This is a genomic window from Amycolatopsis sp. NPDC004772, assembly GCF_053601215.1.
In genome coordinates this window covers 14,177-36,870 of the sequence record NZ_JBSGBK010000008.1, presented here as the reverse complement: position 1 = coordinate 36,870, position 22,694 = coordinate 14,177, and the positions used below count along the sequence as shown (strand labels likewise).

General features: G+C 73.6%; 13 protein-coding genes. 11 read left to right on the top strand and 2 right to left on the bottom strand.

Annotation, left to right across the window (positions count from 1 at the left end; translation table 11 throughout):
- The 11 genes from ACWEF6_RS07440 (at position 1) to ACWEF6_RS07390 (ending at position 19,670) form a co-directional block, all read left to right on the top strand.
- Positions 1 to 10,263 (top strand): beta-ketoacyl synthase N-terminal-like domain-containing protein, encoded by a 10,263-nt coding sequence (locus ACWEF6_RS07440; RefSeq protein ID WP_449682130.1) that lies wholly within the window; start codon positions 1 to 3, stop codon positions 10,261 to 10,263.
- A 17-nt stretch (positions 10,264 to 10,280) separates the two neighbouring features.
- The gene (locus ACWEF6_RS07435) at positions 10,281 to 11,057 is read left to right on the top strand and encodes an arylamine N-acetyltransferase (RefSeq protein WP_449682129.1); all 777 of its coding nucleotides are present in this window, start codon (positions 10,281 to 10,283) and stop codon (positions 11,055 to 11,057) included.
- A gap of 19 nt (positions 11,058 to 11,076) precedes the next feature.
- Entirely contained in the window at positions 11,077 to 11,265 is a 189-nt protein-coding gene (locus ACWEF6_RS07430; RefSeq protein WP_310967772.1) for a hypothetical protein, read from the top strand.
- Positions 11,262 to 12,317: a 3-dehydroquinate synthase family protein gene (locus ACWEF6_RS07425; protein WP_449682128.1), complete on the top strand. Its 1,056-nt coding sequence runs from the start codon at positions 11,262 to 11,264 to the stop codon at positions 12,315 to 12,317. The genes ACWEF6_RS07430 and ACWEF6_RS07425 overlap by 4 nt, the downstream gene beginning before the upstream one ends.
- The gene (locus ACWEF6_RS07420; protein ID WP_449682127.1) at positions 12,314 to 13,609 is read left to right on the top strand and encodes a 3-deoxy-7-phosphoheptulonate synthase class II; all 1,296 of its coding nucleotides are present in this window, start codon (positions 12,314 to 12,316) and stop codon (positions 13,607 to 13,609) included. Before ACWEF6_RS07425 ends, ACWEF6_RS07420 begins: the two co-directional genes overlap by 4 nt.
- 19 nt (positions 13,610 to 13,628) lie before the next feature.
- Positions 13,629 to 14,420 carry a shikimate dehydrogenase family protein gene (locus tag ACWEF6_RS07415; protein WP_449682126.1) on the top strand — a complete coding sequence of 264 codons (792 nt, stop codon included), beginning with the start codon at positions 13,629 to 13,631 and terminating at the stop codon, positions 14,418 to 14,420.
- 139 nt (positions 14,421 to 14,559) lie between these two features.
- Positions 14,560 to 15,726 (top strand): 3-amino-5-hydroxybenzoate synthase, encoded by a 1,167-nt coding sequence (gene rifK, locus ACWEF6_RS07410; protein WP_449682125.1) that lies wholly within the window; start codon positions 14,560 to 14,562, stop codon positions 15,724 to 15,726.
- Complete coding sequence (locus ACWEF6_RS07405) at positions 15,723 to 16,793, top strand: Gfo/Idh/MocA family protein (protein WP_310967767.1); 1,071 nt, start codon at positions 15,723 to 15,725, stop codon at positions 16,791 to 16,793. Before rifK ends, ACWEF6_RS07405 begins: the two co-directional genes overlap by 4 nt.
- 12 nt (positions 16,794 to 16,805) lie before the next feature.
- On the top strand, positions 16,806 to 17,504 hold the full coding sequence (locus ACWEF6_RS07400; protein WP_310967765.1) for an HAD-IA family hydrolase: 699 nt from the start codon (positions 16,806 to 16,808) through the stop codon (positions 17,502 to 17,504).
- Between the two features lie 5 nt (positions 17,505 to 17,509).
- Positions 17,510 to 18,454, top strand: a complete 945-nt coding sequence (gene rifN / locus ACWEF6_RS07395) for a kanosamine kinase (RefSeq protein ID WP_449682124.1) — start codon at positions 17,510 to 17,512, stop codon at positions 18,452 to 18,454.
- On the top strand, positions 18,447 to 19,670 hold the full coding sequence (locus ACWEF6_RS07390; protein WP_449682123.1) for a cytochrome P450: 1,224 nt from the start codon (positions 18,447 to 18,449) through the stop codon (positions 19,668 to 19,670). The genes rifN and ACWEF6_RS07390 overlap by 8 nt, the downstream gene beginning before the upstream one ends.
- Positions 19,671 to 19,727: 57 nt before the next feature.
- On the opposite strand, the gene ACWEF6_RS07385 is transcribed toward ACWEF6_RS07390, so the two are convergent.
- Together ACWEF6_RS07385 and ACWEF6_RS07380 are read right to left on the bottom strand one after the other, a co-directional pair.
- The gene (locus ACWEF6_RS07385; protein WP_449682122.1) at positions 19,728 to 20,918 is read right to left on the bottom strand and encodes a cytochrome P450; all 1,191 of its coding nucleotides are present in this window, start codon (positions 20,916 to 20,918) and stop codon (positions 19,728 to 19,730) included.
- A gap of 276 nt (positions 20,919 to 21,194) precedes the next feature.
- Positions 21,195 to 22,646 (bottom strand): MDR family MFS transporter, encoded by a 1,452-nt coding sequence (locus tag ACWEF6_RS07380; protein WP_449682121.1) that lies wholly within the window; start codon positions 22,644 to 22,646, stop codon positions 21,195 to 21,197.
- Between the last annotated feature and the right edge of the window lie 48 nt (positions 22,647 to 22,694).

The following is a 22,694-nucleotide window of genomic DNA, read 5'->3' as shown; positions in this document are numbered from 1 at the left end:
ATGGCCACGGACGAGAAACTCCTCAAGTACCTCAAGCGCGTCACGGCGGAACTGCACAGCCTGCGCAAGCATGGGGCTCGGCACGCCGACGAGCCGCTCGCCGTCGTCGGCATGGCCTGCCGGTTCCCCGGTGGCGTGTCCTCGCCCGAAGACCTGTGGCGGCTGGTCGCCGACGGGGTCGACGCCCTGTCGGGCTTCCCCGACGACCGCGGCTGGGACCTGGACGGCCTGTTCGACCCGGACCCGGACAACCCCGGGACGTCCTACACCAGCCAGGGCGGGTTCCTGCGCGGTGCCGGGCACTTCGACGCGGGCCTGTTCGGCATCTCGCCGCGCGAGGCCCTCGTCATGGACCCGCAGCAGCGGGTGCTGCTGGAGACGTCGTGGGAGGCCCTGGAGGACGCCGGGGTCGACCCGCTTTCGCTGAAGGGCAGCGACGTCGGCGTGTTCTCCGGCGTCTTCACCCAGGGCTACGGCGCCGGGGCGATCACGCCGGACCTGGAAGCCTTCGCGGGCATCGGGGCGGCGTCGAGCGTGGCGTCGGGCCGGGTGTCCTACGTCTTCGGGCTCGAAGGGCCGGCCGTCACCATCGACACCGCGTGCTCGTCGTCGCTGGTGGCCATCCACCTCGCCGCCCAGGCCCTGCGCGCGGGCGAGTGCTCGATGGCGCTGGCCGGCGGCGCGACGGTGATGCCGACGCCCGGCACGTTCGTGGCCTTCTCCCGGCAGCGGGTGCTGGCCGCCGACGGCCGCTCCAAGGCCTTCTCCTCGACCGCCGACGGCACCGGCTGGGCCGAGGGCGCCGGCGTCCTCGTCCTCGAACGGCTTTCGGTGGCCCAGGAACGCGGGCACCGGATCCTCGCGGTGATCCGCGGCAGCGCGGTCAACCAGGACGGCGCGTCCAACGGCCTCATCGCGCCGAACGGGCCTTCGCAGCAGCGGGTGATCCGCAAGGCCCTCTCCGGGGCCGGGCTGGTCGCGTCCGATGTGGACATCGTCGAGGCGCACGGCACGGGCACCGCGCTCGGCGACCCGATCGAAGCGCAGGCACTGCTGGCGACCTACGGCCAGGGCCGCGAACGGCCCCTGTGGCTGGGCTCGGTCAAGTCGAACTTCGGGCACACGCAGGCGGCCGCCGGGGTCGCGGGCGTGATCAAGATGGTCCAGGCGCTGCGGCACGGCGCCATGCCGCCGACCCTGCACGTGGCCGAGCCGACGCCGGAGGTCGACTGGTCGGCCGGTGCGGTCGAGCTGCTGACCGAGGCGCGCGAGTGGCCGCGCGAAGACCGGCCCCGCCGGGCCGGCGTGTCCGCGTTCGGGATCAGCGGCACGAACGCCCACCTGATCCTGGAGGAGGCCCCGCCCCAAGACCTCGTGAGTGAAAAGGCGGGTTCTAACCCTCCTTTCCACTCACGACCGGTGGCGCTGGTCGTGTCGGCGGGCAGCCCGGCCTCTTTGGCCGCTCAGGCCGGTCGCCTGGCCGACGTCCTGGAGTCCGGCGCGTCACGGGCCCACGTGGCGAGCGCGCTGCTGACGAGCCGGGCGCTGCTGAACGACCGCGCGGTCGTCGTCGCCGGAACGGCCGAAGAGGCCGTGGCCGGGCTGCGGGCACTGGCCCGCGAAGAACGCGCACCCGGCGTGGTCACCGGTTCGGCCGGGCCGGGCAAGGTCGCCTACGTCTTCCCGGGCCAGGGTTCGCAGCGGCTCGGGATGGGCCGCGAGCTGTACGACCGGTACCCGGTGTTCGCGACGGCGTTCGACGCAGCCTGCGCGGAACTGGACAAGTGCCTGGCCGGCCGGGGCGGGCACCCCGTGCGGGACGTCGTGCTGGGCGCGGTGCCGGCCGGCACCGGGCTGCTGGACCAGACGATGTTCACCCAGGCCGGGCTGTTCGCGGTGGAGAGCGCGCTGTTCCGGCTCGCGGAGTCCTGGGGCGTCCGGCCGGACATCGTGCTCGGCCACTCCATCGGCGAGCTCACCGCCGCCTACGCCGCGGGCGTGTTCTCGCTGCCGGACGCGGCCCGGATCGTCGCGGCCCGCGGGCGGCTGATGCAGGCGCTGGCGCCGGGCGGGGCGATGGTGGCCGTCGCCGCGTCCGAAGCCGAGATCGCCGGACTGCTCGGGGACGGCGTCGAACTCGCCGCCGTCAACGGCCCGTCCGCGGTGGTCCTCTCCGGGGACGAAGACGCGGTCCTCGCGGCCGCCGCCCGGATGCGCGAGCGCGGGCACAAGACCAAGCAGCTCAAGGTTTCCCACGCCTTCCACTCCGCGCGGATGGAGCCGATGCTCGCCGAGTTCGCCGCCGAGCTGGCCGGCGTGACCTGGCACGAGCCGGAAATCCCGGTGGTCTCCAACGTGACCGGCCGGCTCGCCGAACCCGGCGAGCTCACCGAGCCGGGCTATTGGGCCGAGCACGTCCGGCGGCCGGTGCGGTTCGCCGAGGGCGTCACGGCCGCGGCGGAGTCCGGCGCCTCCCGGTTCGTCGAGCTCGGGCCGGGCGCGGCGCTGACCGCCCTCGTCGAGGAGACGGCCGAGGTCACCTGCGTCGCGGCCCTGCGGGACGACCGCCCGGAAGACACCGCGCTGATCGCCGCGGTCGCCGAGCTGTTCGTCCGCGGGACAGCGGTCGACTGGTCCGCGCTGCTGCCGCCGGTGACCGGGTTCGTCGACCTGCCGAAGTACGCCTTCGACCAGCGGAACTATTGGCTGCACCCGGCCGCGCAGGCCACCGACGCGGCTTCGCTCGGGCAGGTCGCGGCCGACCACCCGCTGCTGGGCGCGGTCGTGCGGCTGCCGCAGTCGGACGGCCTGGTCTTCACCGCGCGGCTGTCGCTGAAGTCGCACCCCTGGCTGGCCGACCACGTCATCGGCGGGGTCGTGCTGGTCGCGGGCACCGGGCTCGTCGAGCTGGCCGTCCGGGCCGGGGACGAAGCCGGCTGCCCGGTCCTCGAGGAGCTCGTCATCGAGGCCCCGCTGGTCGTCCCCGACCACGGCGGGGTCCGGATCCAGGTCGTCGTGGGCGCGCCGGGGGAGACCGGGTCGCGCGCGGTCGAGGTGTACTCCCTGCGCGAGGACGCCGGGGCCGAGGTCTGGGCCCGGCACGCGACCGGCTTCCTGGCCGCTTCCGCGGAAGCGGCCGAGCCGTTCGACTTCACCGCCTGGCCGCCGCCCGGCGTCGAGCGCGTAGACGTCGAGGACTTCTACGACGGGCTCGTCGAGCGCGGGTACGCCTACGGGCCGTCGTTCCGGGGCCTGCGGGCGGTGTGGCGGCGCGGCGACGAGGTGTTCGCCGAGGTCTCGCTGTCCGAAGACGACCGCGCGGACGCGGCCCGCTTCGGCATCCATCCCGGCCTGCTGGACGCGGCCCTGCACGCGGGTATGGCCGGTGCGGCCACGACGGAAGAGCCCGGCCGTCCGGTGCTGCCGTTCGCCTGGAACGGCCTGGTCCTGCACGCCGCCGGGGCGTCCGCGCTGCGCGTCCGGCTCGCTCCGAGCGGCCCGGACGCGCTGTCCGTCCAGGCCGCGGACGAAGCCGGCGGTTTCGTCGTGACGGCGGATTCGCTGGTCTCCCGGCCGGTGTCGACCGAACAGCTCGGCGCGGCGGCGAACCGGGACGCGCTGTTCCGCGTGGAGTGGACCGAAATTCCCCCGGCTGGAGACGTTCCGGCGGACCACGTCGAGGTGCTCGAAGCCGTCGGCGAAGACCCCCTGGAACTGACTGGCCGGGTCCTGGAGGCGGTGCAGACCTGGCTCGCCGGCGCAGCCGACGACGCTCGCCTGGCCGTGGTGACCCGCGGCGCCGTCCACGAGGTGGCTGACCCGGCCGGTGCCGCGGTGTGGGGCCTGATCCGGGCCGCGCAGGCGGAAAACCCGGACCGGATCGTGCTGCTGGACACCGACGGCGACGTCCCGCTGGGCCGGGTGCTGGCCACCGGCGAGCCGCAGGTCGCCGTCCGCGGCACCACCCTGACCGCCCCGCGGCTCGCCCGCGCCGCGGCTGCGGAGGCGCCGGCCGTGACCGGCGGGACGGTCCTGATCTCGGGCGCCGGCTCGCTCGGCGTGCTCACCGCCCGGCACCTGGTCGCCCGGCACGGCGTCCGGCGGCTGGTGCTCGTCAGCCGCCGCGGCCCCGACGCCGACGGCATGACCGAGCTGACCGCGGACCTCACCGCGCAGGGCGCCGAGGTCTCCGTGATCGCCTGCGACTTGGCCGACCGGGACCAGGTGGCCGCGGTGCTGGCCGAGCACCGGCCGACCGCCGTCGTGCACACGGCCGGTGTTCTCGACGACGGCGTCTTCGAGTCGCTGACGCGGGAGCGGCTGGCGAAGGTCTTCGCGCCGAAGGTCGACGCGATCCGCCACCTCGACGAGCTCACCCGCGACCTCGACCTCGACGCCTTCGTCGTGTTCTCCTCCGCCTCCGGGGTCTTCGGCTCCGCCGGGCAGGGCAACTACGCCGCCGCCAACGCGTACCTGGACGCCGTGGTGGCGAACCGCCGGGCCGCGGGCCTGCCCGGCACGTCGCTGGCTTGGGGCCTGTGGGAACAGACCGACGGGATGACCGCGCACCTCGGCGGCGCCGACCAGGCGCGGGCGAGCCGCGGCGGGGTCCTCGCCATCTCACCCGCCGAAGGCATGGAGCTGTTCGACGCAGCTCCGGACGGGCTCGTCGTCCCGGTCAAGCTCGACCTCCGCAAGACCCGCGCCGGCGGGACGGTGCCGCACCTGCTGCGCGGCCTGGTCCGCCCGGGACGGCACCAGGCGCGTCCGGCGTCCACTGTGGACAAGGGACTGGCCGGGCGGCTCGCCGGGCTCGCCCCCGCGGAGCAGGAGGCGCTGCTGCTCGACGTCGTCCGCACCCAGGTCGCGCTGGTGCTCGGGCACGCCGGACCGGAGGCCGTCCGCGCGGACACGGCGTTCAAGGACACCGGCTTCGACTCGCTGACGTCGGTGGAACTGCGCAACCGGCTGCGCGAGGCGAGCGGCCTGAAGCTGCCCGCCACGCTGGTCTTCGACTACCCGACTCCGGTGGCGCTGGCCCGCTACCTGCGTGCCGAACTCGGCGACACGGTGCCGGACGCGCCGGCCGTGGCGGTGACCGCCGCGGACGCCGGCGAGCCGATCGCCATCGTCGGCATGGCGTGCCGGCTGCCCGGCGGCGTCACCGACCCCGAAGGCCTGTGGCGCCTGGTGCGCGACGGCCTCGAAGGGTTGTCGCCCTTCCCCGAGGACCGCGGCTGGGACCTGGAGAACCTGTTCGACGACGACCCCGACCGCTCGGGCACGACGTACACCAGCCAGGGCGGCTTCCTCGAAGGCGCGGGCCTGTTCGACGCGGGCTTCTTCGGCATCTCGCCGCGCGAGGCGCTGGCGATGGACCCGCAGCAGCGGTTGCTGCTGGAAGCCTCCTGGGAGGCCCTGGAGGGCGTCGGGGTCGACCCGAGTTCGCTGAAGGGTGCCGACGTCGGGGTGTTCGCCGGCGTGTCCAACCAGGGCTACGGAATGGGCGCGGACGCGGCCGACCTCGAGGGCTACGCGAGCACCGCGGGCGCGTCGAGTGTCGTGTCGGGCCGCGTGTCCTACGTCTTCGGCTTCGAGGGCCCGGCGGTCACGATCGACACGGCGTGCTCGTCGTCGCTGGTCGCGATGCACCTGGCCGGGCAGGCCCTGCGGCAGGGCGAGTGCTCGATGGCCCTGGCCGGCGGGGTCACGGTGATGGGCACGCCCGGCACGTTCGTGGAGTTCGCCAAGCAGCGCGGGCTGGCCGGCGACGGCCGGTGCAAGGCCTACGCCGACGGCGCGGACGGCACCGGCTGGGCCGAGGGTGTCGGGGTTGTCGTGCTGGAGCGGCTTTCGGTGGCACGCGAACGCGGGCACCGCGTCCTGGCCGTGCTGCGCGGCAGCGCGGTCAACTCCGACGGCGCGTCCAACGGCCTGACCGCCCCGAACGGGCCGTCGCAGCAGCGGGTCATCCGCCGCGCCCTAGCCGGGGCCGGCCTGCAACCGTCCGATGTGGACGTCGTGGAGGGTCACGGCACCGGGACGGCGCTGGGCGACCCGATCGAGGCGCAGGCCCTGCTGGCCACCTACGGCCAGGACCGCGACCCGGAGCAGCCGCTGTGGCTGGGGTCGGTGAAGTCGAACTTCGGGCACACGCAGTCGGCCGCCGGGGTCGCCGGGGTGATCAAGGTGGTCCAGGCGCTGCGGCACGGCGTCCTGCCGCCCACCCTGCACGTGGACCGGCCCACCAGCCAGGTCGACTGGTCCGCCGGGGCGGTCTCGCTGCTGACCGAGGCCCGGGAGTGGCCCCGGAACGGCCGTCCCCGCCGGGCCGGGGTGTCCTCGTTCGGGATCAGCGGCACCAACGCCCACCTGATCATCGAAGAAGCCCCGGATCCGGGTCTGCCGCAGCTTGTCGTGAGTGAAAAAGCGGGTTCTAACCCTCCTTTCCACTCACGACCGGCTGTGGTGCCGCTGGTCGTGACGGCCCGCAGCGCCGGTTCCCTCGCCGGGCAGGCCGATCGGCTGGCCGCGGTCCTGGACGACCAGGCCCTCGCCGACGTCGCCGGTGCCCTGCCGGGCCGTGCCCGGTTCGGCGAGCGTGCGGTCGTCGTGGCGGAGACGGCCAAGGAGGCCCGCACCGGGCTGGCCGCCCTCGCCCGCGGCGAGGACGCGCCGGGCCTGGTCACCGGCCGGGTGTCCGCGTCCGGCCTGCCGGGCAAGCTCGTCTGGGTGTTCCCGGGCCAGGGGACGCAGTGGGCGGGCATGGGCCGGGAACTCCTCGAATCCTCGCCGGTGTTCGCCGCGCGGATCGCCGAGTGCGCGGCCGCGCTGGAGCCGTGGGTCGACTGGTCGCTGCTCGACGTCCTGCGCGGCGAAGGCCCCGGCCTGCTCTACCGGGTGGACGTCCTCCAGCCCGCGAGTTTCGCGATGATGGTCGGCCTGGCCGCGGTGTGGTCGGCGGCCGGGGTCGTCCCGGACGCGGTGGTCGCCCACTCCCAGGGCGAAATCGCCGCCGCGTGCGTGTCCGGCGCGCTCTCGCTCGAAGACGCGGCGAAGGTGGTCGCCCTGCGCAGCCAGGCCATCGCCGCGAAGCTCTCCGGCCGCGGCGGCATGGCTTCGGTCGCGCTGAGCGAAGAAGACGCCGTCACGCGCTTGGCGCCGTGGGCGGACCGGGTCGAGGTGGCCGCGGTCAACAGCCCCACGTCGGTGGTGGTCGCCGGGGACGCCGAAGCGCTCGCCGAAGCCCTCGAAACGCTGACCGGCCAAGGCGTCCGCGTCCGGCAGATCGCGGTGGACTACGCCTCGCACACCCGCCACGTCGAGGACATCGAGGAGACCCTGGCCGAAGCACTGGCCGGGCTCGACGCGCGGGCGCCGCGGGTGCCGTTCCTCTCCACCCTCACCGGCGAGTGGATCACCGGAGCCGGGGTCGTCGACGGCGATTACTGGTACCGGAACCTGCGTGGCCAGGTGCGGTTCGGCCCGGCCGTGGAAGCCCTGATCGCCCAGGGCCACGGCGTGTTCGTCGAAGTCAGCGCCCACCCGGTGCTGGTGCAGCCGATCACCGAACTCACCGACGCTGTCGTCACCGGCACTCTCCGGCGCGACGACGGCGGCCTCCGGCGGCTGCTGACGTCGATGGCCGAGCTGTTCGTCCACGGGGTCGACCTCGACTGGTCGGCGCTCGTGCCGCCCACCCGGGCGGACCTGCCGGCGTACGCCTTCGACCACGAGCACTACTGGCTCCGCGCGGCGGACACCGCGTCCGACGCCGTCTCGCTCGGCCTGGCCGGGGCCGATCACCCGCTGCTGGGCGCGGTCGTCGAGCTGCCGCAGTCCGACGGCCTGGTCTTCACCTCGCGGCTGTCGCTGCGGACGCACCCCTGGCTGGCCGACCACGCGGTCCGGGACGTCGTGATCGTCCCCGGCACCGGGCTGGTCGAGCTGGCCGTGCGGGCCGGCGACGAAGCCGGCTGCCCGGTGCTCGACGAGCTGGTCATCGAGGCGCCGCTGGTGGTGCCCCGCCGCGGCGGGGTCCGCGTGCAGGTCGCCCTCGGCGGCCCCGGCGCGGACGGCTCGCGCACGGTGGACGTCTACTCCCTTCGCGAAGACGCCGACAGTTGGGTCCGGCACGCCACCGGCGTTCTCCAGCCGGACGACCGGCCGCAGGGAACCGCCGCGTTCGACTTCGCGGCCTGGCCGCCGCCCGAGGCGAAGCCCATTGATATCGGCGGCGCCTACGACGTGCTCGCGGACGTCGGTTACGGCTACGGGCCGACGTTCCGGGCCGTGCGGGCGGTGTGGCGGCGCGGGGACGAAACCTTCGCCGAGATCGCCCTGCCCGAGGACGCGGAAGCCGGCCGGTTCGGCATCCACCCGGCCCTGCTCGACGCGGCCCTGCACTCGACGATGGTCAGCGCCGCCGCGGACACCGAGTCCTACGGCGACGAGGTGCGGCTGCCGTTCGCGTGGAACGGGCTGCGGCTGCACGCGGCGGGGGCCTCGGTGCTGCGGGTGCGCGTCGCCAAGCCCGAGCGGGACAGCCTGTCCCTGGAGGCCGTGGACGAGACCGGCGGCCTGGTCGTGACGCTGGATTCCCTGGTCGGCCGTCCGGTCTCGAACGACCAGCTCACGACGGCGGCGGGCCCGGCGGGTGCCGGTTCGCTGTTCCGGGTGGACTGGACCCCGTTGTCCTCTGTGGACACTTCGGCGCCGGTGCCGTCGTGGGTTCCGGTCGCCACCGCGGAAGAGGTGGCGACGCTGGCCGACGACGTCGAGACCGGCGTGGCCGAGGCCCCGGCGGTGGCCGTCATGGAGGCGGTGGCCGGCGCGGATCCGGTGCTGGCGCTCACCGTCCGGGTGCTGGACGTCGTCCAGTGCTGGCTGGCCGGCGGCGGGCTGGAGGCGACGAAGCTCGCGATCGTGACCCGGGGCGCGGTGCCCGCCGGCGACGGCGTGGTGACCGACCCGGCCGCGGCCGCGGTGTGGGGGCTGGTCCGGGCCGCCCAGGCGGAGAACCCGGACCGGATCGTCCTGCTCGACGTCGAGCCGGACGCCGACGTGCCGCCGCTGCTGGCTTCGGTGCTGGCCGACGGCGAGCCGCAGGTCGCGGTCCGCGGCACGACGGTGGCCATCCCGCGGCTCGCCCGGGTGGCCCGGCCGGACTCGCCCGCCGGGTTCACGACCCGCGGGCCGGTGCTGATCACCGGCGGCACCGGGTCGCTCGGCGGCCTGGCCGCCCGGCACCTGGTCGAGCGGCACGGCGTCCGGCAGCTCGTGCTGGCCAGCCGCCGCGGCCTGGACGCCGAAGGCGCGAAGGACCTGGTCACCGACCTCACCGCACTCGGCGCCGACGTCGCGGTCGCTGCCTGCGACGTCGCCGACCGGGACCAGGTGGCCGCGCTGCTGGCCGAGCACCGGCCGGCCGCCATCGTGCACACGGCCGGCGTCTCGGACGCCGGGGTGATCGGGACGGTGACCCCGGACCGGCTGGCCGAGGTGTTCGCGCCCAAGGTCGACGCGGTCCGCCACCTCGACGAACTGAGCCGCGACCTGGACCTCGACGCGTTCGTCGTTTACTCCTCGGTGTCCGCGGTGTTCATGGGCGCCGGCAGCGGCAGCTACGCCGCGGCCAACGCCTACCTGGACGGGCTGATGGCCCACCGGCGCGCGGCGGGCCTGCCGGGCCAGTCGCTGGCGTGGGGCCTGTGGGACCAGACCACCGGCGGCATGGCGGCCGGCACCGACGAAGCCGGCCGGGCCCGGATGACCCGGCGCGGCGGCCTGGTCGCCATGAACCCCGCGGACGGCATGGACCTGTTCGACGCCGCCATCGGGTCCGGGGCGGCGCAGCTGGTGCCCGCCCAGCTCGACCTGCGCGGCCTGCGGGCCGAAGCGGCGTCCGGCACCGAGGTGCCGCACCTGCTGCGCGGCCTGGTCCGCCCGAGCCGGCAGCAGGCCCGCACGGCGTCCACAGTGGACGAAGACTGGGCCGGCCGGCTGGCCGGGCTCGCACCGGCCGAGCGGGCGAAGGTCCTCCTGGAGCTGGTGCGCGCCCAGGTGGCCGCGGTGCTGGGCTACCGGGCCGCCCACCAGGTCGACCCGGACCAGGGCCTGTTCGAGATCGGCTTCGACTCGCTCACCGCGATCGAACTCCGCAACCGGCTGCGCGCCCGCACCGAACGGAAGATCGCGCCCAGCGTCGTCTTCGATCACCCGACGCCGGCCCTGCTCGCCGCGCACCTGACCGAGCTGCTCTGAAAGAAGGTGGATGGACGTTGTTCGACGTGGAGACCTACCTCCAGCGGATCGGCTGCGCCGGCGAAACCGGCGTGGGCCTCGAGACGCTCGCGAAGCTGCAGAAGCACCACCTGATGGCGATCCCGTACAACAGCCTCGCCTACCAGCTGCGGGACGCGGTGAACGTCGTCGACCTCGACGAGGACGACGTGTTCGTGACCAGCATCGCCGAAGGCAACGGCGGCGCCTGCTACCACCTGAACCGGCTGTTCCACCGGCTCCTCACCGAACTGGGCTACGACGTCACGCCGCTCGCGGGCAGCACCGCCGAAGGCCGGGAGACCTTCGCGACCGACGTCGAGCACATGTTCAACCTGGTCACCCTGGACGGCGGCGACTGGCTCGTGGACGTCGGCTACCCCGGCCCCACCTACGTCGAGCCGCTGCCGGTCTCGCCCGCGGTGCAGACCCAGTACGGGAGCCAGTTCCGGCTGGTGGAGCGGGAAACCGGGTACGCGCTGCAACGCCGGGGCGCGGTCACCCGCTGGAGCGTCGTCTACACCTTCACCACGCAACCGCGGCAGTGGCGCGACTGGAAGGAGCTGGAGGACAACTTCCGGGCCCTGGTCGGGGACACCAGCCGCACCGACACGCAGGAAACCCTGTGCGGCCGGGCGACCGCGAACGGCCAGGTCTTCCTGCGGCAGCGCCGCTACCTGACCGTCGAGGACGGCCGCGAGCAGGTCCGCACGATCACCGACGACGAAGAACACCGGACGCTGGTGGCCCGTGTGCTGTCCGGCGACCTCGGCTGAACTGGGGAAAGGCACCACGATGACGGAAAAAGAGGGCCTGCTGGCGAAGTTCGCCGGCCTGTGCCGGACGGCGTACCGGCAGCACTACGTCCCCTACCTGAACTTCTTCTACGGCGGCGAATACCTCCACCACGGCAGCGAGCCGGTCTCCCGGATCGCCGACCTGCCCTACCTGACGCTGCCGGAGCCGCGGGAGCCCTCGCCGTGACGACGACGATCCCGGTACGCCTGGAAGAACGTTCCTACGACGTGCTCGTCGGCCCCGGGGTGCGGCACGCGCTGCCCGGGGTCGTCCGGCGGCTCGGCGCCCAGCGGGCCGTGGTCGTCTCGGCCCGCCCGGCGGAGTGGGTGCCGGACACCGGCGTCGAGACGCTGCTGCTGCCGGCGCGCGACGGCGAGCCGGACAAACGACTGTCCACAGTGGAAGAGTTGTGCGGTGAGTTCGCGCGGTTCGGGCTGACCCGGTCCGACGTCGTCGTTTCCTGCGGCGGCGGCACGACCACCGACGTCGTCGGGCTCGCGGCCGCGCTGTACCACCGGGGGGTCGCCGTGGTGCACCTGCCGACGTCCCTGCTCGCGCAGGTGGACGCCAGCGTCGGCGGGAAGACCGCGGTGAACCTGCCGGCGGGCAAGAACCTCGTCGGCGCGTACTGGCAGCCGAGCGCGGTGCTGTGCGACACGGACTACCTGACCACCCTGCCGCGGCGGGAGCTGCTGAACGGCCTCGGCGAGATCGCGCGCTGCCACTTCATCGGCGCACCCGACCTGCGGGGGCTCTCGCTGCCGGAGCAGATCGCCGCCAGCGTCACCCTCAAGGCGGGCATCGTCGCGCAGGACGAGCGCGACACCGGGCTGCGGCACCTGCTCAACTACGGCCACACGCTGGGCCACGCGCTGGAGATCGCCACGGACTTCGCGCTGCGCCACGGCGAGGCGGTGGCCATCGGCACGGTCTTCGCGGGCCGGCTCGCGGGCGCGCTCGGCCGGATCGACCAGTCCGGAGTGGACGAACACCTCGATGTCGTCCGCCACTACGGCCTGCCGGCCGCGCTGCCCGAGGACGTCGACCCGGCGGTGCTCGTGCGCCAGATGCACCGGGACAAGAAGGCGATCACCGGGCTCGCCTTCGTGCTGACCGGGCCGCGGGGCGCGGAGCTGGTCAGCGACGTGCCGCCGGAGGTGGTCACGGACGTCCTGGCCGGGATGCCCCGCGACCGCCTGGAGAACCTGGTGGGGGCGACGGAAGCGGCGGCGCCGTGAACCGGCTGCGCACCGGCCCGGCGGCCGATCGGGTGCTGGCCGCCCGGCTGAGCGCGGCGCTGGCCAAGCCGGCCGCGCAGCAGCCGTGCTGGCCGGACGCCGCCCGGGCGGAGGCGGTGGTCGAGCTGCTGCACAACGCCGAGCCGATCGTGGCGCCGGAGGAGACCGCGCGGCTGCGCACGCGGCTCGCGTCGGTCGCCCGCGGCGAGGCGTTCCTGCTGCAGGGCGGGGACTGCGCGGAGACGTTCGCCGGCAACACCGAACCACACCTGCGGGCCAACCTGGGCCTGCTGGAGCGGATGGGCGAAGTGCTGGCCGAGGCGGCCGGCCTGCCGGTTGTCAAGATCGCCCGGATGGCCGGGCAGTTCGCCAAGCCGCGGTCCAAGACCGTCGACTCGCTGGGACTGCCGGTCTACCGCGGCGACATCGTGAACTCCCCGGAGTGCTCGGCCGCGGCCCGGACCCCCGACCCGCACCGGATGCTGATGGCCTACGCCCACGCGGCCAGCGCGATGGACCTCGTCCGCAAGCTCTGCGCCGAGGGCATCGAAGAACCGCTGCCGGCGCTCGCCGGTGCGTCCCACCGCGGCGAGTCGTGGTTCGCCGAGGACGCCCGGCCGCCACGGCCGAGCGAGATGTACGTCAGCCACGAGATGCTGCTGCTCGACTACGAGCGGGCCGTCCTGTCGGCGGACACCGGCGGGCCGGAACCGCGGCTGTCCAGCGGGCTGGCGCACTTCCTGTGGATCGGCGAACGCACCCGGCAGCTCGACGGCGCCCACATCGCGTTCGCGGAGCTACTGACCAACCCGATCGGCCTGAAGCTGGGGCCGTCCACCACGCCGGAACAGGCCGTCGAGTACGTGCGGCGGCTCGACCCGCACCGCACGCCCGGCCGGCTGACGCTGGTCAGCCGGATGGGGCACGCCCACGTCCGCGAGCTGCTCCCGCCGATCGTGGAGAAGGTCGCCGCCTCCGGGCACGAGGTGATCTGGCAGTGCGACCCGATGCACGGCAACACCCGGACCTCGGGCAACGGCTACAAGACCCGGCACTTTGGCGACGTCGCCGACGAGCTCGCCGGCTTCTTCGCCGTCCACCGGGCGCTCGGCACCCACCCGGGCGGCATCCACGTCGAGGTGACCGGCGACGACGTGACCGAATGCCTCGGCGGGGCCGCGGGCATCGCCGAGGCCGACCTGCCGGACCGCTACCTGACCGCCTGCGACCCGCGGCTCAACGCCGACCAGTCGGTCGAACTCGCCCACGCGATCGGGAAGATGCTGCGCTAGCCGCAGCGGGAAGGCCGAGATGACCATCAGCGGCACCACCCGCCTGTACGTCGTGCTGGGCGATCCGGTCGCGCAGGTCCAGTCGCCCGGGCTGCTGAACCCGCTCTTCGCGGACCTCGGCGTCGACGCCGTGCTCGTCCCGGTGCACGCGCCGGCGCCGGACTTGGAGCGGATCGTCGCCGGGCTGAAGGCGGTGGGCAACCTCGACGGCATCTTCGTCACCGTGCCGCACAAGGTGGCCGTGGCCGGGCTCGCCGACCGGTGCAGCCCGATGGTCGAGATCACCGGCAGCGCCAACGCGTTGCGCCGGGAAGCCGACGGCCGGTGGTACGCCGAGAACTTCGACGGCACCGGCTTCGTGGCCGGGCTCGTCGAAGCCGGCCACGACCCGAAGGCCCGGACGGTCGCTCTCGTCGGCGCCGGTGGAGCAGGCAGTGCCATCGCGGCCGCGGTGCTGGCCGCGGGCGCCGACCGGCTCGCGGTGTGCGACCCGGACACCGCGAAACTGACGGCGTTGCAAGCCCGGCTGGACGCACACTGGCCGGGCCGGACGTCGGTGTCGGCCGAACCGGACCTCGTTGGCGCCGAGATCGTCGTCAACGCGACGCCGCTGGGCCTGCGTCCCGACGACCCGCTGCCGTTCCGGCCGGAGGAGCTGGCGCCGGGCCGCGTGGTCGCCGACATCATCATGAAACCGCGCGAAACCCGCCTTCTGCGCGAAGCGGCCGCTCTCGGCCACGACGTCCACTATGGAATTCACATGCTCGGCGGGCAGCTCGGCTCCTATCGCGCTTTCTTCGGCCTGGGCTGAAGATCGGCACTACCAAGCCGGGGGATGTGAGGGTGTCAGCGCCGACCTAGCCTGGTCTTGACGCTGATATTTCGCAGCATTCCGGACACGGCACGGGCTTTTTTCTGCCATTCGAACCCCAGCGGAGATTCGGAGAACCATGAACGCGCGAAAGGCACCGGAATTCCCCGCGTGGCCGCAGTACGACGACGCCGAGCGGGACGGCTTGGTCCGCGCGCTCGAACAGGGTCAGTGGTGGCGCATGGGCGGGGACGAGGTGAACTCCTTCGAGCGCGAGTTCGCCGCCCACCACGGCGCCGCGCACGCGCTGGCGGTCACGAACGGCACGCACGCGCTGGAACTCGCCCTGCAGGTCATGGGCGTCGGCCCGGGCACCGAGGTCATCGTGCCCGCCTTCACCTTCATCTCCTCCTCGCAGGCGGCCCAGCGGCTCGGCGCGGTCACCGTCCCGGTCGACGTCGACGCGGCCACCTACAACCTCGACCCGGAGGCGGTCGCGGCCGCCGTCACCCCGCGCACCAAGGTGATCATGCCGGTGCACATGGCCGGGCTGATCGCCGACATGGACGCGCTGGCGAAGATCTCCGCCGACACCGGCGTCGCGCTGCTCCAGGACGCCGCGCACGCGCACGGCGCCCGCTGGCAGGGCAAGCGCGTCGGCGAGCTGGACAGCATCGCCACCTTCAGCTTCCAGAACGGCAAGCTGATGACCGCCGGCGAAGGCGGCGCGGTCGTCTTCCCCGAGGGCGAGACCGAGAAGTACGAGACGGCGTTCCTCCGGCACAGCTGCGGCCGTCCCCGCGAAGACCGCCGGTACCTGCACAAGATCGCCGGCTCCAACATGCGGCTCAACGAGTTCTCCGCGTCCGTGCTGCGCGCGCAGCTGGCCCGCCTCGACGAGCAGATCGCCGTCCGCGACGAGCGCTGGACGCTGCTGTCGGAGCTGCTCGGCGAGATCGACGGCGTCGTGCCCCAGGGCGGCGACGTGCGCGCCGACCGCAACTCCCACTACATGGCCATGTTCCGCGTCCCCGGGCTCACCGAGGAGCGGCGCAACGCGCTGGTCGACCGGCTCGTCGAAGCCGGCCTGCCCGCCTTCGCCGCGTTCCGCGCGATCTACCGCACCGACGCCTTCTGGGAGCTCGGCGCCCCCGGCGAGAGCGTCGACGCGATCGCGGAACGCTGCCCGAACACCGACGCGATCAGCCGGGACTGCGTCTGGCTGCACCACCGGGTGCTGCTGGCCGACGAGCCGGCGCTGCAGGCGACCGCGGAGATCATCGCCGCCGAAGTGGCGCGGGCATGAGTGTCCGGGCCGCGGTGGTCGGGCTCGGCTGGGCCGGGCGGGAGCTGTGGCTGCCCCTGCTGCGCGAGCACGCCGACTTCGAGGTGGTGGCCGCGGTCGACGCCGACCCGGCGTCCCGGCAGGCGTTCACGAAGGCGACCGGCATCCCGACGCACCCCGCGGTGTCCGCGCTGACCGCGCGCGACGTCGACCTGGCCGTCGTCGCCGTGCCCAATTACCTGCACACCGAGGTGGCGGGCGCGCTGCTCGCCACCGGGATCTCCGTCTTCCTCGAGAAGCCGGTCTGCCTGACCTCGGCCGAGATCGACGTCCTCGCGGCGGCCGAACGCAGTGGCGGCATGCTGCTGGCCGGCAGCGCCGCCCGCTACCGCGGTGACGTCGGCGCGCTGCGGGACGTCCTCCCGGACCTGGGCGACATCCGGCACGTCGCGATGGGCTGGATCCGGGCCCGCGGGGTGCCGCGTGCGGGCGGCTGGTTCACCCAGCGCGAGAAGGCCGGCGGGGGAGCGCTGTACGACCTCGGCTGGCACCTGCTCGACACGCTCGCGTTCCTGCTCGGCCCGGCCGCCTTCACCCAGGTCATCGGCGTGACGTCGGACGACTTCGTCAACGCGGGCGCCTGGCGCGCGGCCTGGCGGCAGGACCAGCTGGGCGCCGACGCCGCCGACGTCGAGGACACCGCGCGCGGCTTCCTGGTCCGGGACGACGGCGTCTCGGTCTCGCTGCGCGCGAGCTGGGCCTCGCACCAGGCGCGGGACGTCTCGGTGATCCACGTCGAGGGCAGCGCCGGCACCGCGGACCTGCGGTGCACCTTCGGCTTCAGCCCCAACCGCGAGCCCGAGCCGGTGCTGACGGTGACCCGCGAGGGCACCACCACGCAGCTGCCGGTGCCGATCGAGCGGATCGGCGTCGAGTACACGCGCCAGGTGAGCGACCTCGCCGCGATGCTGGCCGACCCGGGCAGCCGCGGCCGGGCCGTCGCCGAAGCGCGGCCGATCGTCTCGATGATCGAGGACTTCTACGCCTCCGCCGGTTCGGTGCGGGGCGCGGTCCCGGCGTACCAGTAGAGAGGGCGCTCCATGACTTTCCCGATCGTCGATCGGCCGGACACCGGGGCCGATCCCTCGGTGCCGGTCCGGCACGCGGTCATCTTCGACCTCGACGGCGTCGTCGTCGACAGCTTCGCGGTGATGAGCGAGGCCTTCGCCATCGCCTACGCCGAAGTCGTCGGCGACGGCCCCGCGCCCTTCGAGGAGTACCGGCGCCACCTCGGCCGCTACTTCCCGGACATCATGCGGATCATGGACCTGCCGCTGGAAATGGAGGAACCCTTCGTCCGCGAGAGCTACCGCCTCGCCGGCGAGGTCCAGGTCTTCGACGGCGTCACCGAGCTGCTGGTGACGCTGCGGGCGCGCGGGCTGCGGCTGGCCATCGCCACCGGCAAGAGCGGGCCGCGGGCCCGGTCCCTGCTGGACAACCTCGGCCTGCTGCCGTTCTTCGAGCACGTCATCGGCTCCGACGAGGTCGCCCGGCCGAAGCCGGCCCCCGACATCGTCCGGCACGCGCTCACCCTGATGGACATCGAGCCGGAGCGGGCCATCATGATCGGCGACGCGCCGACCGACCTGGCCAGCGCGCGCGGGGCCGGTGTCGCTTCGGCCGCCGCGCTGTGGGCGCCCCCGGACGACATCGGCGAGCTGCTCGCCGCCGGTCCGGACGTGGTGCTGCGGCAGCCGGCCGACCTGCTCGCGCTCTGCCCGTCGGTGCCCGGCCGCTGACCGACGTGCGCACCCCGTACCACCTCGGCATCGACGTCGGCGGCACCAAGGTCGCCTTCCGCGTCGAAACCGGCACCGCGTGCGTCGAGGAGACGTCGTTCGGCTGGGGTCCCCGGCACCGCGCCGAGGCCGACCTCGCGCAGCTGGCCGCGCACGTGGCCGCGCTGCGCGACCGCCTCGGCGCGCCGCTGGAGGCGGTCGGGGTCGCGATGCCCGGCACGGTCGGCCCGGACGGCCGGGTCGTCACCTGGCCGAGCCGTCCGGAGTGGACGGACGTCGACCTGAAAGCGGTGCTGCACGAGCTGTTTCCCGAAGCGGCCGTCGCCTGGGCGGACGACGGCGACCTCGGCGCGCTCGCCGAAGCGCAGGCTTCGGGCTGCGAAAACCTGCTGTACGTGGGAATCGGTACCGGCATCGGCGGCGGCCTGGTCCTCGGCGGCGTGCCGTGCCCGGGCCTCGGCCGCGGCTCGTTCGAGATCGGGCACGTCATCGCCGAGCCGGACGGCCCGCGGTGTGTCTGCGGCCGCCGCGGCTGCCTCCAGGCGCTCGCCTCCGGCCCGGCGACCCTCCGCCGCGCCGGAGCGCTGCGCGGCGCGGACGTCACGTTCGACGACCTGCGCGAGGCGGTGGCCGCCGGACAGCCGTGGGCGATCGAGGCGATCGACACGACGGCCCGGGCGCTGGCCGCCGCGGTGACGAGCGTCCAGGAGCTCGTCCACCCGGAGCGCGCCCTGCTCGGCGGCGGCTTCGCGGCCGGGTTCCCTTCGCTGGCCGGCCGCGTGGCCGCGCACCTCGGCACGCTGGCCCGCCCCGGACTGTCCCCGCTGCCGCTGGCACCGGCTGCGCTGGGCGGCCTGTCCTCCCTGCGCGGCGCGGTGGCCCTCGCCCGCCTGATCGCCGGCGGGTCCGGCGAGAGGGAGAACGTCACACAATGGAGTACACATGACTGAAACGACCGTCGACGCCCGCTGCCCGGTGGCCTTCCCGCTGGAACGCCCGGCACCGCCGGAACCGGCCGCCGAGTACCGCCGGCTGCGCGCCGAGGACCCGATCATCAAGGTCTCGCTGCCGACCGAGCAGGAGGCCTGGCTGGTCACCAGACACGCCGACGTCCGGGCGCTGCTGGTCGACGAACGGATGAGCGCCGACCGCAGCCACCCCAACTTCCCGCTGCGCCGGCCGGTGCAGCAGGTGCTGCGCAAGGGGTTCAGCGCCCAGGCCAAGTCGCTGCTCGCGCTGGACCTGCCGGAGCACACCGCGCCCCGGCAGATGCTGGCCAACGAGTTCACCCTCCGCCGGATCAACACGCTGCGGCCGATCATCCAGCAGATCGTGGACGAGCGGATCGACGCGATGCTCGCCGCGGGCCCGCCGGCCGACCTGGTCAGTGACCTGGCGACGCAGGTGCCGTCCCGGATGATCTGCGAGCTGCTCGGCGTCCCGCTGGACAGCCGGGAGTTCTTCCAGGACCGCACCCTGGTCCTGCAGCTGCCGGGCAGCACCCCGCAACAGCAGCTGGCGGCGGCCGACGACCTCAACAAGTTCCTGGACGAACTGGTCACGGAGAAGGAGCTGGTGCCGAGCGACGACGTGCTCGGCCGGCTGATCGTCCGCAACCGGGGCACCGGGGTGTACACCCACGACCTGCTGGTCGGCATGGCGCAGAACCTGCTCATCGGCGGCCACGAGACCACGATCAACGCGATCGCCCTCGGCACCATCGGCCTGCTGCAGCGCCCGGAGGTCATCGCCGAGCTGCAGGCCGACCCGGGCCTGATCGTCTCGACGGTCGAGGAGATCCTGCGCTACTACCCGATCTTCGACGTGATGGTCCGGGTGGCCAAGGAGGACATCGAGATCGGCGGCGTCACGATCAAGGCGGGCGACGGCGTGGTGCTGGCGCTCGGTTCCAGCAACCGCGACGAGGAGCGCTTCGCCGACGCGGACACGTTCGACGCCCACCGCGGCGACCGCCACCACATCACCTTCGGCCACGGGATCCACCAGTGCCTCGGCCAGAACCTGGCCCGGGTGGAGCTGGAGATCGTGTTCAGCACCCTGTTCCGCCGCATGCCGACGCTGCAGCTGGCGGTCGACGTCGATTCGGTGCCGTTCAAGGTGACCTCGACGATCACCGGGGTGTTCAGCCTGCCGGTCACCTGGTAGCCGTCGTGAGTGGTAAGGCGGGTTAGAACCCGCCTTACCACTCACGACCGGCCGGGGTCACCAGGCGACCGGGAGCTCCACCAGGCCCGTGAAGGACTCCCCGGGGTTGACCGGGATCTCGTCCGCCGCCACCGCGAGGCGCAGGTTCGGCAGGCGCTTCACCAGCGTGCCGAAGGCGATCTCCATGATCGCGCGCGCCAGGTCCAGGCCCACGCACTCGTGGGGGCCCGAGCCGTAGCCGAGGTGGTCGCCGGTGTCGGAGCGGTGCCAGTCCAGGACTTCCGGCTGCCCGTAGTGCTCCCCGTCCCGGTTGATCAGGGAGAGCACGAAGAACACGCCGTCGCCCTCGGCGATGGTGGTTCCGTCGACGTCGATGTCGGCCGCCGCCACCCGCTGGATGCCGTCGGTGACCGCGGCGACCCGGCTCAGCTCGTCGACGGCCGCGGGCAGCAGCGCCGGGTCGGCGCGCAGCTCGGCGAGCCGCTCGGGGTGCTGGAGCAGCGCGCTGGCGCCGATCGCGATCGAGCTCGACGTCGTGTGGTGGCCGCTCACCAGCATGATGAGCAGCAGCTGGAGCACCTCCGCGGCACCGTCGTCCCCGACGACGGTGAGGTAGGCGTCGAGGAGGCTGTCAGCTGGGTGCTGCCCGGCCAGCTTGGCCACGTACGCCACGAGCTCGTCGTAGGCCGTCACCGCGGCCGGTCCGAACAGCTGGCCGGTCTGCTGCTTGAAGTACTCCTGGTCTTCGCGCGGAATGCCCAGCGCCTCGTACAGCGAGAACAGCGCGGCGGGCGAGGCGAAGGCCGAAACGAGGTCGGCGGGCGCACCGTGGGCGACCATCTCGTCCACCTGCCGGTCGGCGACCGCCTGGAGCTTCGGCCGCAGGGCGTCGATCAGCCCGGGCGTGAACCCCGCCTCGGCGACTTCCCGCCGGGCGCGGTGTTCCGGATCGTCGACCCCGACGAGCGCGGTGAGCCGGCCGATGACCTTCTTCTGGTCCGCGCCGAAGTTCCGCGCCGCGGCGGCGGCCGCGTTGGCCACCGGCCACGCGGGATCGCTGTGGTCACTGGAAATCCGCGGATCGGCGAGCAGCCGCCGGGCCAGCGCGTACCCGGTGACGGCCCAGGCTTCCCGGCCGTCGTAGAGGCTGATCCGCGAGAGCGGCCGCCGGTCGGCCAGCAGCCGGTAGCCCGGCGCCGGCCGGTAGGGGCAGGTCCGGTTCTGGGGAAAGGCAACGGGTTCGGTCATCAGGCTCTCCTCGGGGAAGGAGCCGCGTCACCGAAACCGGCTCCGCCGGACAACGGTAGGAACGCGCGCCCGGCCGAGGATCCCCCATCCTGATAGGACTTTCGCGCAGGGCCACGGCGGATTGGTTTCGTGGCAGGGGTTACGCACCGCAGGCGGCCCGGCCGGGCAGGTCGGCGACAAGGACCGGCAGCGCCCCGAACAGGAGGGCCTCTTCAGTCCGGCCGGCCGGACTGAAGAGGCCACTCGACTGAGCCGTCGACGGGGGAGATCGGCGGCTCAGGCTTCGACGGCCACGCCGGGGGCGGGCTCGGACACCGGCGCGGGCTTGGGGCGGCCCGGCAGGAACAGGCACAGCGGCACCGCCAGCGCGGTGAAGCCGATCGACCACCAGAACGTGGTGCCGTAGGCGTGGATGAGCGCGTCCGGCGTCTTCGCGCCGGCTGAAGCGTGCTGGAGGATCATCGCCAGGACCGCGATCCCCAGCGAGCCGCCGATCTGCTGGATGATGAGCACCAGGATCGTGGCGTTCGGGATCTGGGCGTGGTCGAGCCCGATGTAGGCGGAGCTGGCGAGCGGGATCGTCGCGACCCCCATGCCGAGGCCGCGCACCAGCAGCAGCGCCATCAGCAGCACGTCCGGGGTGCCGGCGGTGACGAACGCGAACGGCACGGTGGTCAGCACCACGGCACCGAACCCGACCAGCGCCACCGTGCGGGGGCCGATCTTGTCGGTGTAGCGGCCGGCGACCCACCGGGACAGCAGCGTGCCGACGCCCTGCGGGATGAGCAGCAGCCCCGCGCCGAGCGCGTCCACGCCCCGGGCCTGCTGCCAGAACAGCGGGAGCAGCAGCATCGCGCCGTACAGCGTCGCGCCGCTGAGGAAGTACAGCACCGACGACGACGCCACCGACCGGTGGCCGAAGAGCCGGACGTTCACCAGCGCCCCGGCGCCCCGCGGGAGGGCCCAGACGACGAACCCGGCGATCAGCGCGAGGCCGATCAGGAGCGGGACCAGCACGTCGGGGCTGCCGAAGCCGGCGCCGGTCCGGGACAGGCCGAAGACGAGGGCGACCGCACCCGGCGACAGCAGGAGCAGGCCGACGACGTCGAGGCGGCCGCGGTCCCCGCCGGCGGGGCGGTCGGCGGGGAGGTTCCGGTACGCGAGCCAGAGGCCGGCGACGCAGAACGGGATGTTGACCAGGAACAGCAGCCGCCAGTCGCCGGTGGCCAGCAGGAGGCCGCCCAGCACCGGGCCGAGGATCGGACCGAGCGCGATGGGCAGCGAGATGGTCGCCATCACGCGGCCGGTGTTGCGGCCCTGGGCGGCCTGCATGATCAGGGTCATCATCAGCGGCATCATCAGGCCGCCGCTGATGCCCTGGACGGCCCGGAACACGATGAGGCTGGTGGCGTCCCACGCCACCGAGCACAGCACCGAACCGATCAGGAAGAGCGCGAGCGCGCCGAGCCACAGCCGCTTCCCGCCGAGCGCCGACTGGGCCCACCGGACGATCGGGATCGTGGCGAACATGGCCAGCAGGTAGCCGGTGCTGACCCACTGGATCGTGGCGATCGGCGCGTGCAGCTCGCCGGCCAGGTCGTTGATGGCGACGCTGACGATCGTGGTGTCGAACATCGCCGCCAGCGCCCCGACGATGATCGTGAACGCCAGCCGCCACACCGCGGGATCGACGCGGTCGGCCGGCGTGGACTCGCTGGAGGAAGACACGGACACTCCTAAGATACGTCTGTGTTTCTTATTTGGTCATCGTAAGCT

Bases quoted from the DNA above. Each gene is read 5' to 3' on its own strand.
- ACWEF6_RS07405 (WP_310967767.1), top strand. From the start codon at position 15,723: ATGAGTGTCCGGGCCGCGGTGGTCGGGCTCGGCTGGGCCGGGCGGGAG.
- ACWEF6_RS07430 (WP_310967772.1), top strand. From the start codon at position 11,077: ATGACGGAAAAAGAGGGCCTGCTGGCGAAGTTCGCCGGCCTGTGCCGG.
- ACWEF6_RS07385 (WP_449682122.1), bottom strand. From the start codon at position 20,918: ATGACCGAACCCGTTGCCTTTCCCCAGAACCGGACCTGCCCCTACCGG.
- ACWEF6_RS07440 (WP_449682130.1), top strand. From the start codon at position 1: ATGGCCACGGACGAGAAACTCCTCAAGTACCTCAAGCGCGTCACGGCG.
- ACWEF6_RS07400 (WP_310967765.1), top strand. From the start codon at position 16,806: ATGACTTTCCCGATCGTCGATCGGCCGGACACCGGGGCCGATCCCTCG.
- ACWEF6_RS07390 (WP_449682123.1), top strand. From the start codon at position 18,447: ATGACTGAAACGACCGTCGACGCCCGCTGCCCGGTGGCCTTCCCGCTG.
- rifK (WP_449682125.1), top strand. From the start codon at position 14,560: ATGAACGCGCGAAAGGCACCGGAATTCCCCGCGTGGCCGCAGTACGAC.
- ACWEF6_RS07415 (WP_449682126.1), top strand. From the start codon at position 13,629: ATGACCATCAGCGGCACCACCCGCCTGTACGTCGTGCTGGGCGATCCG.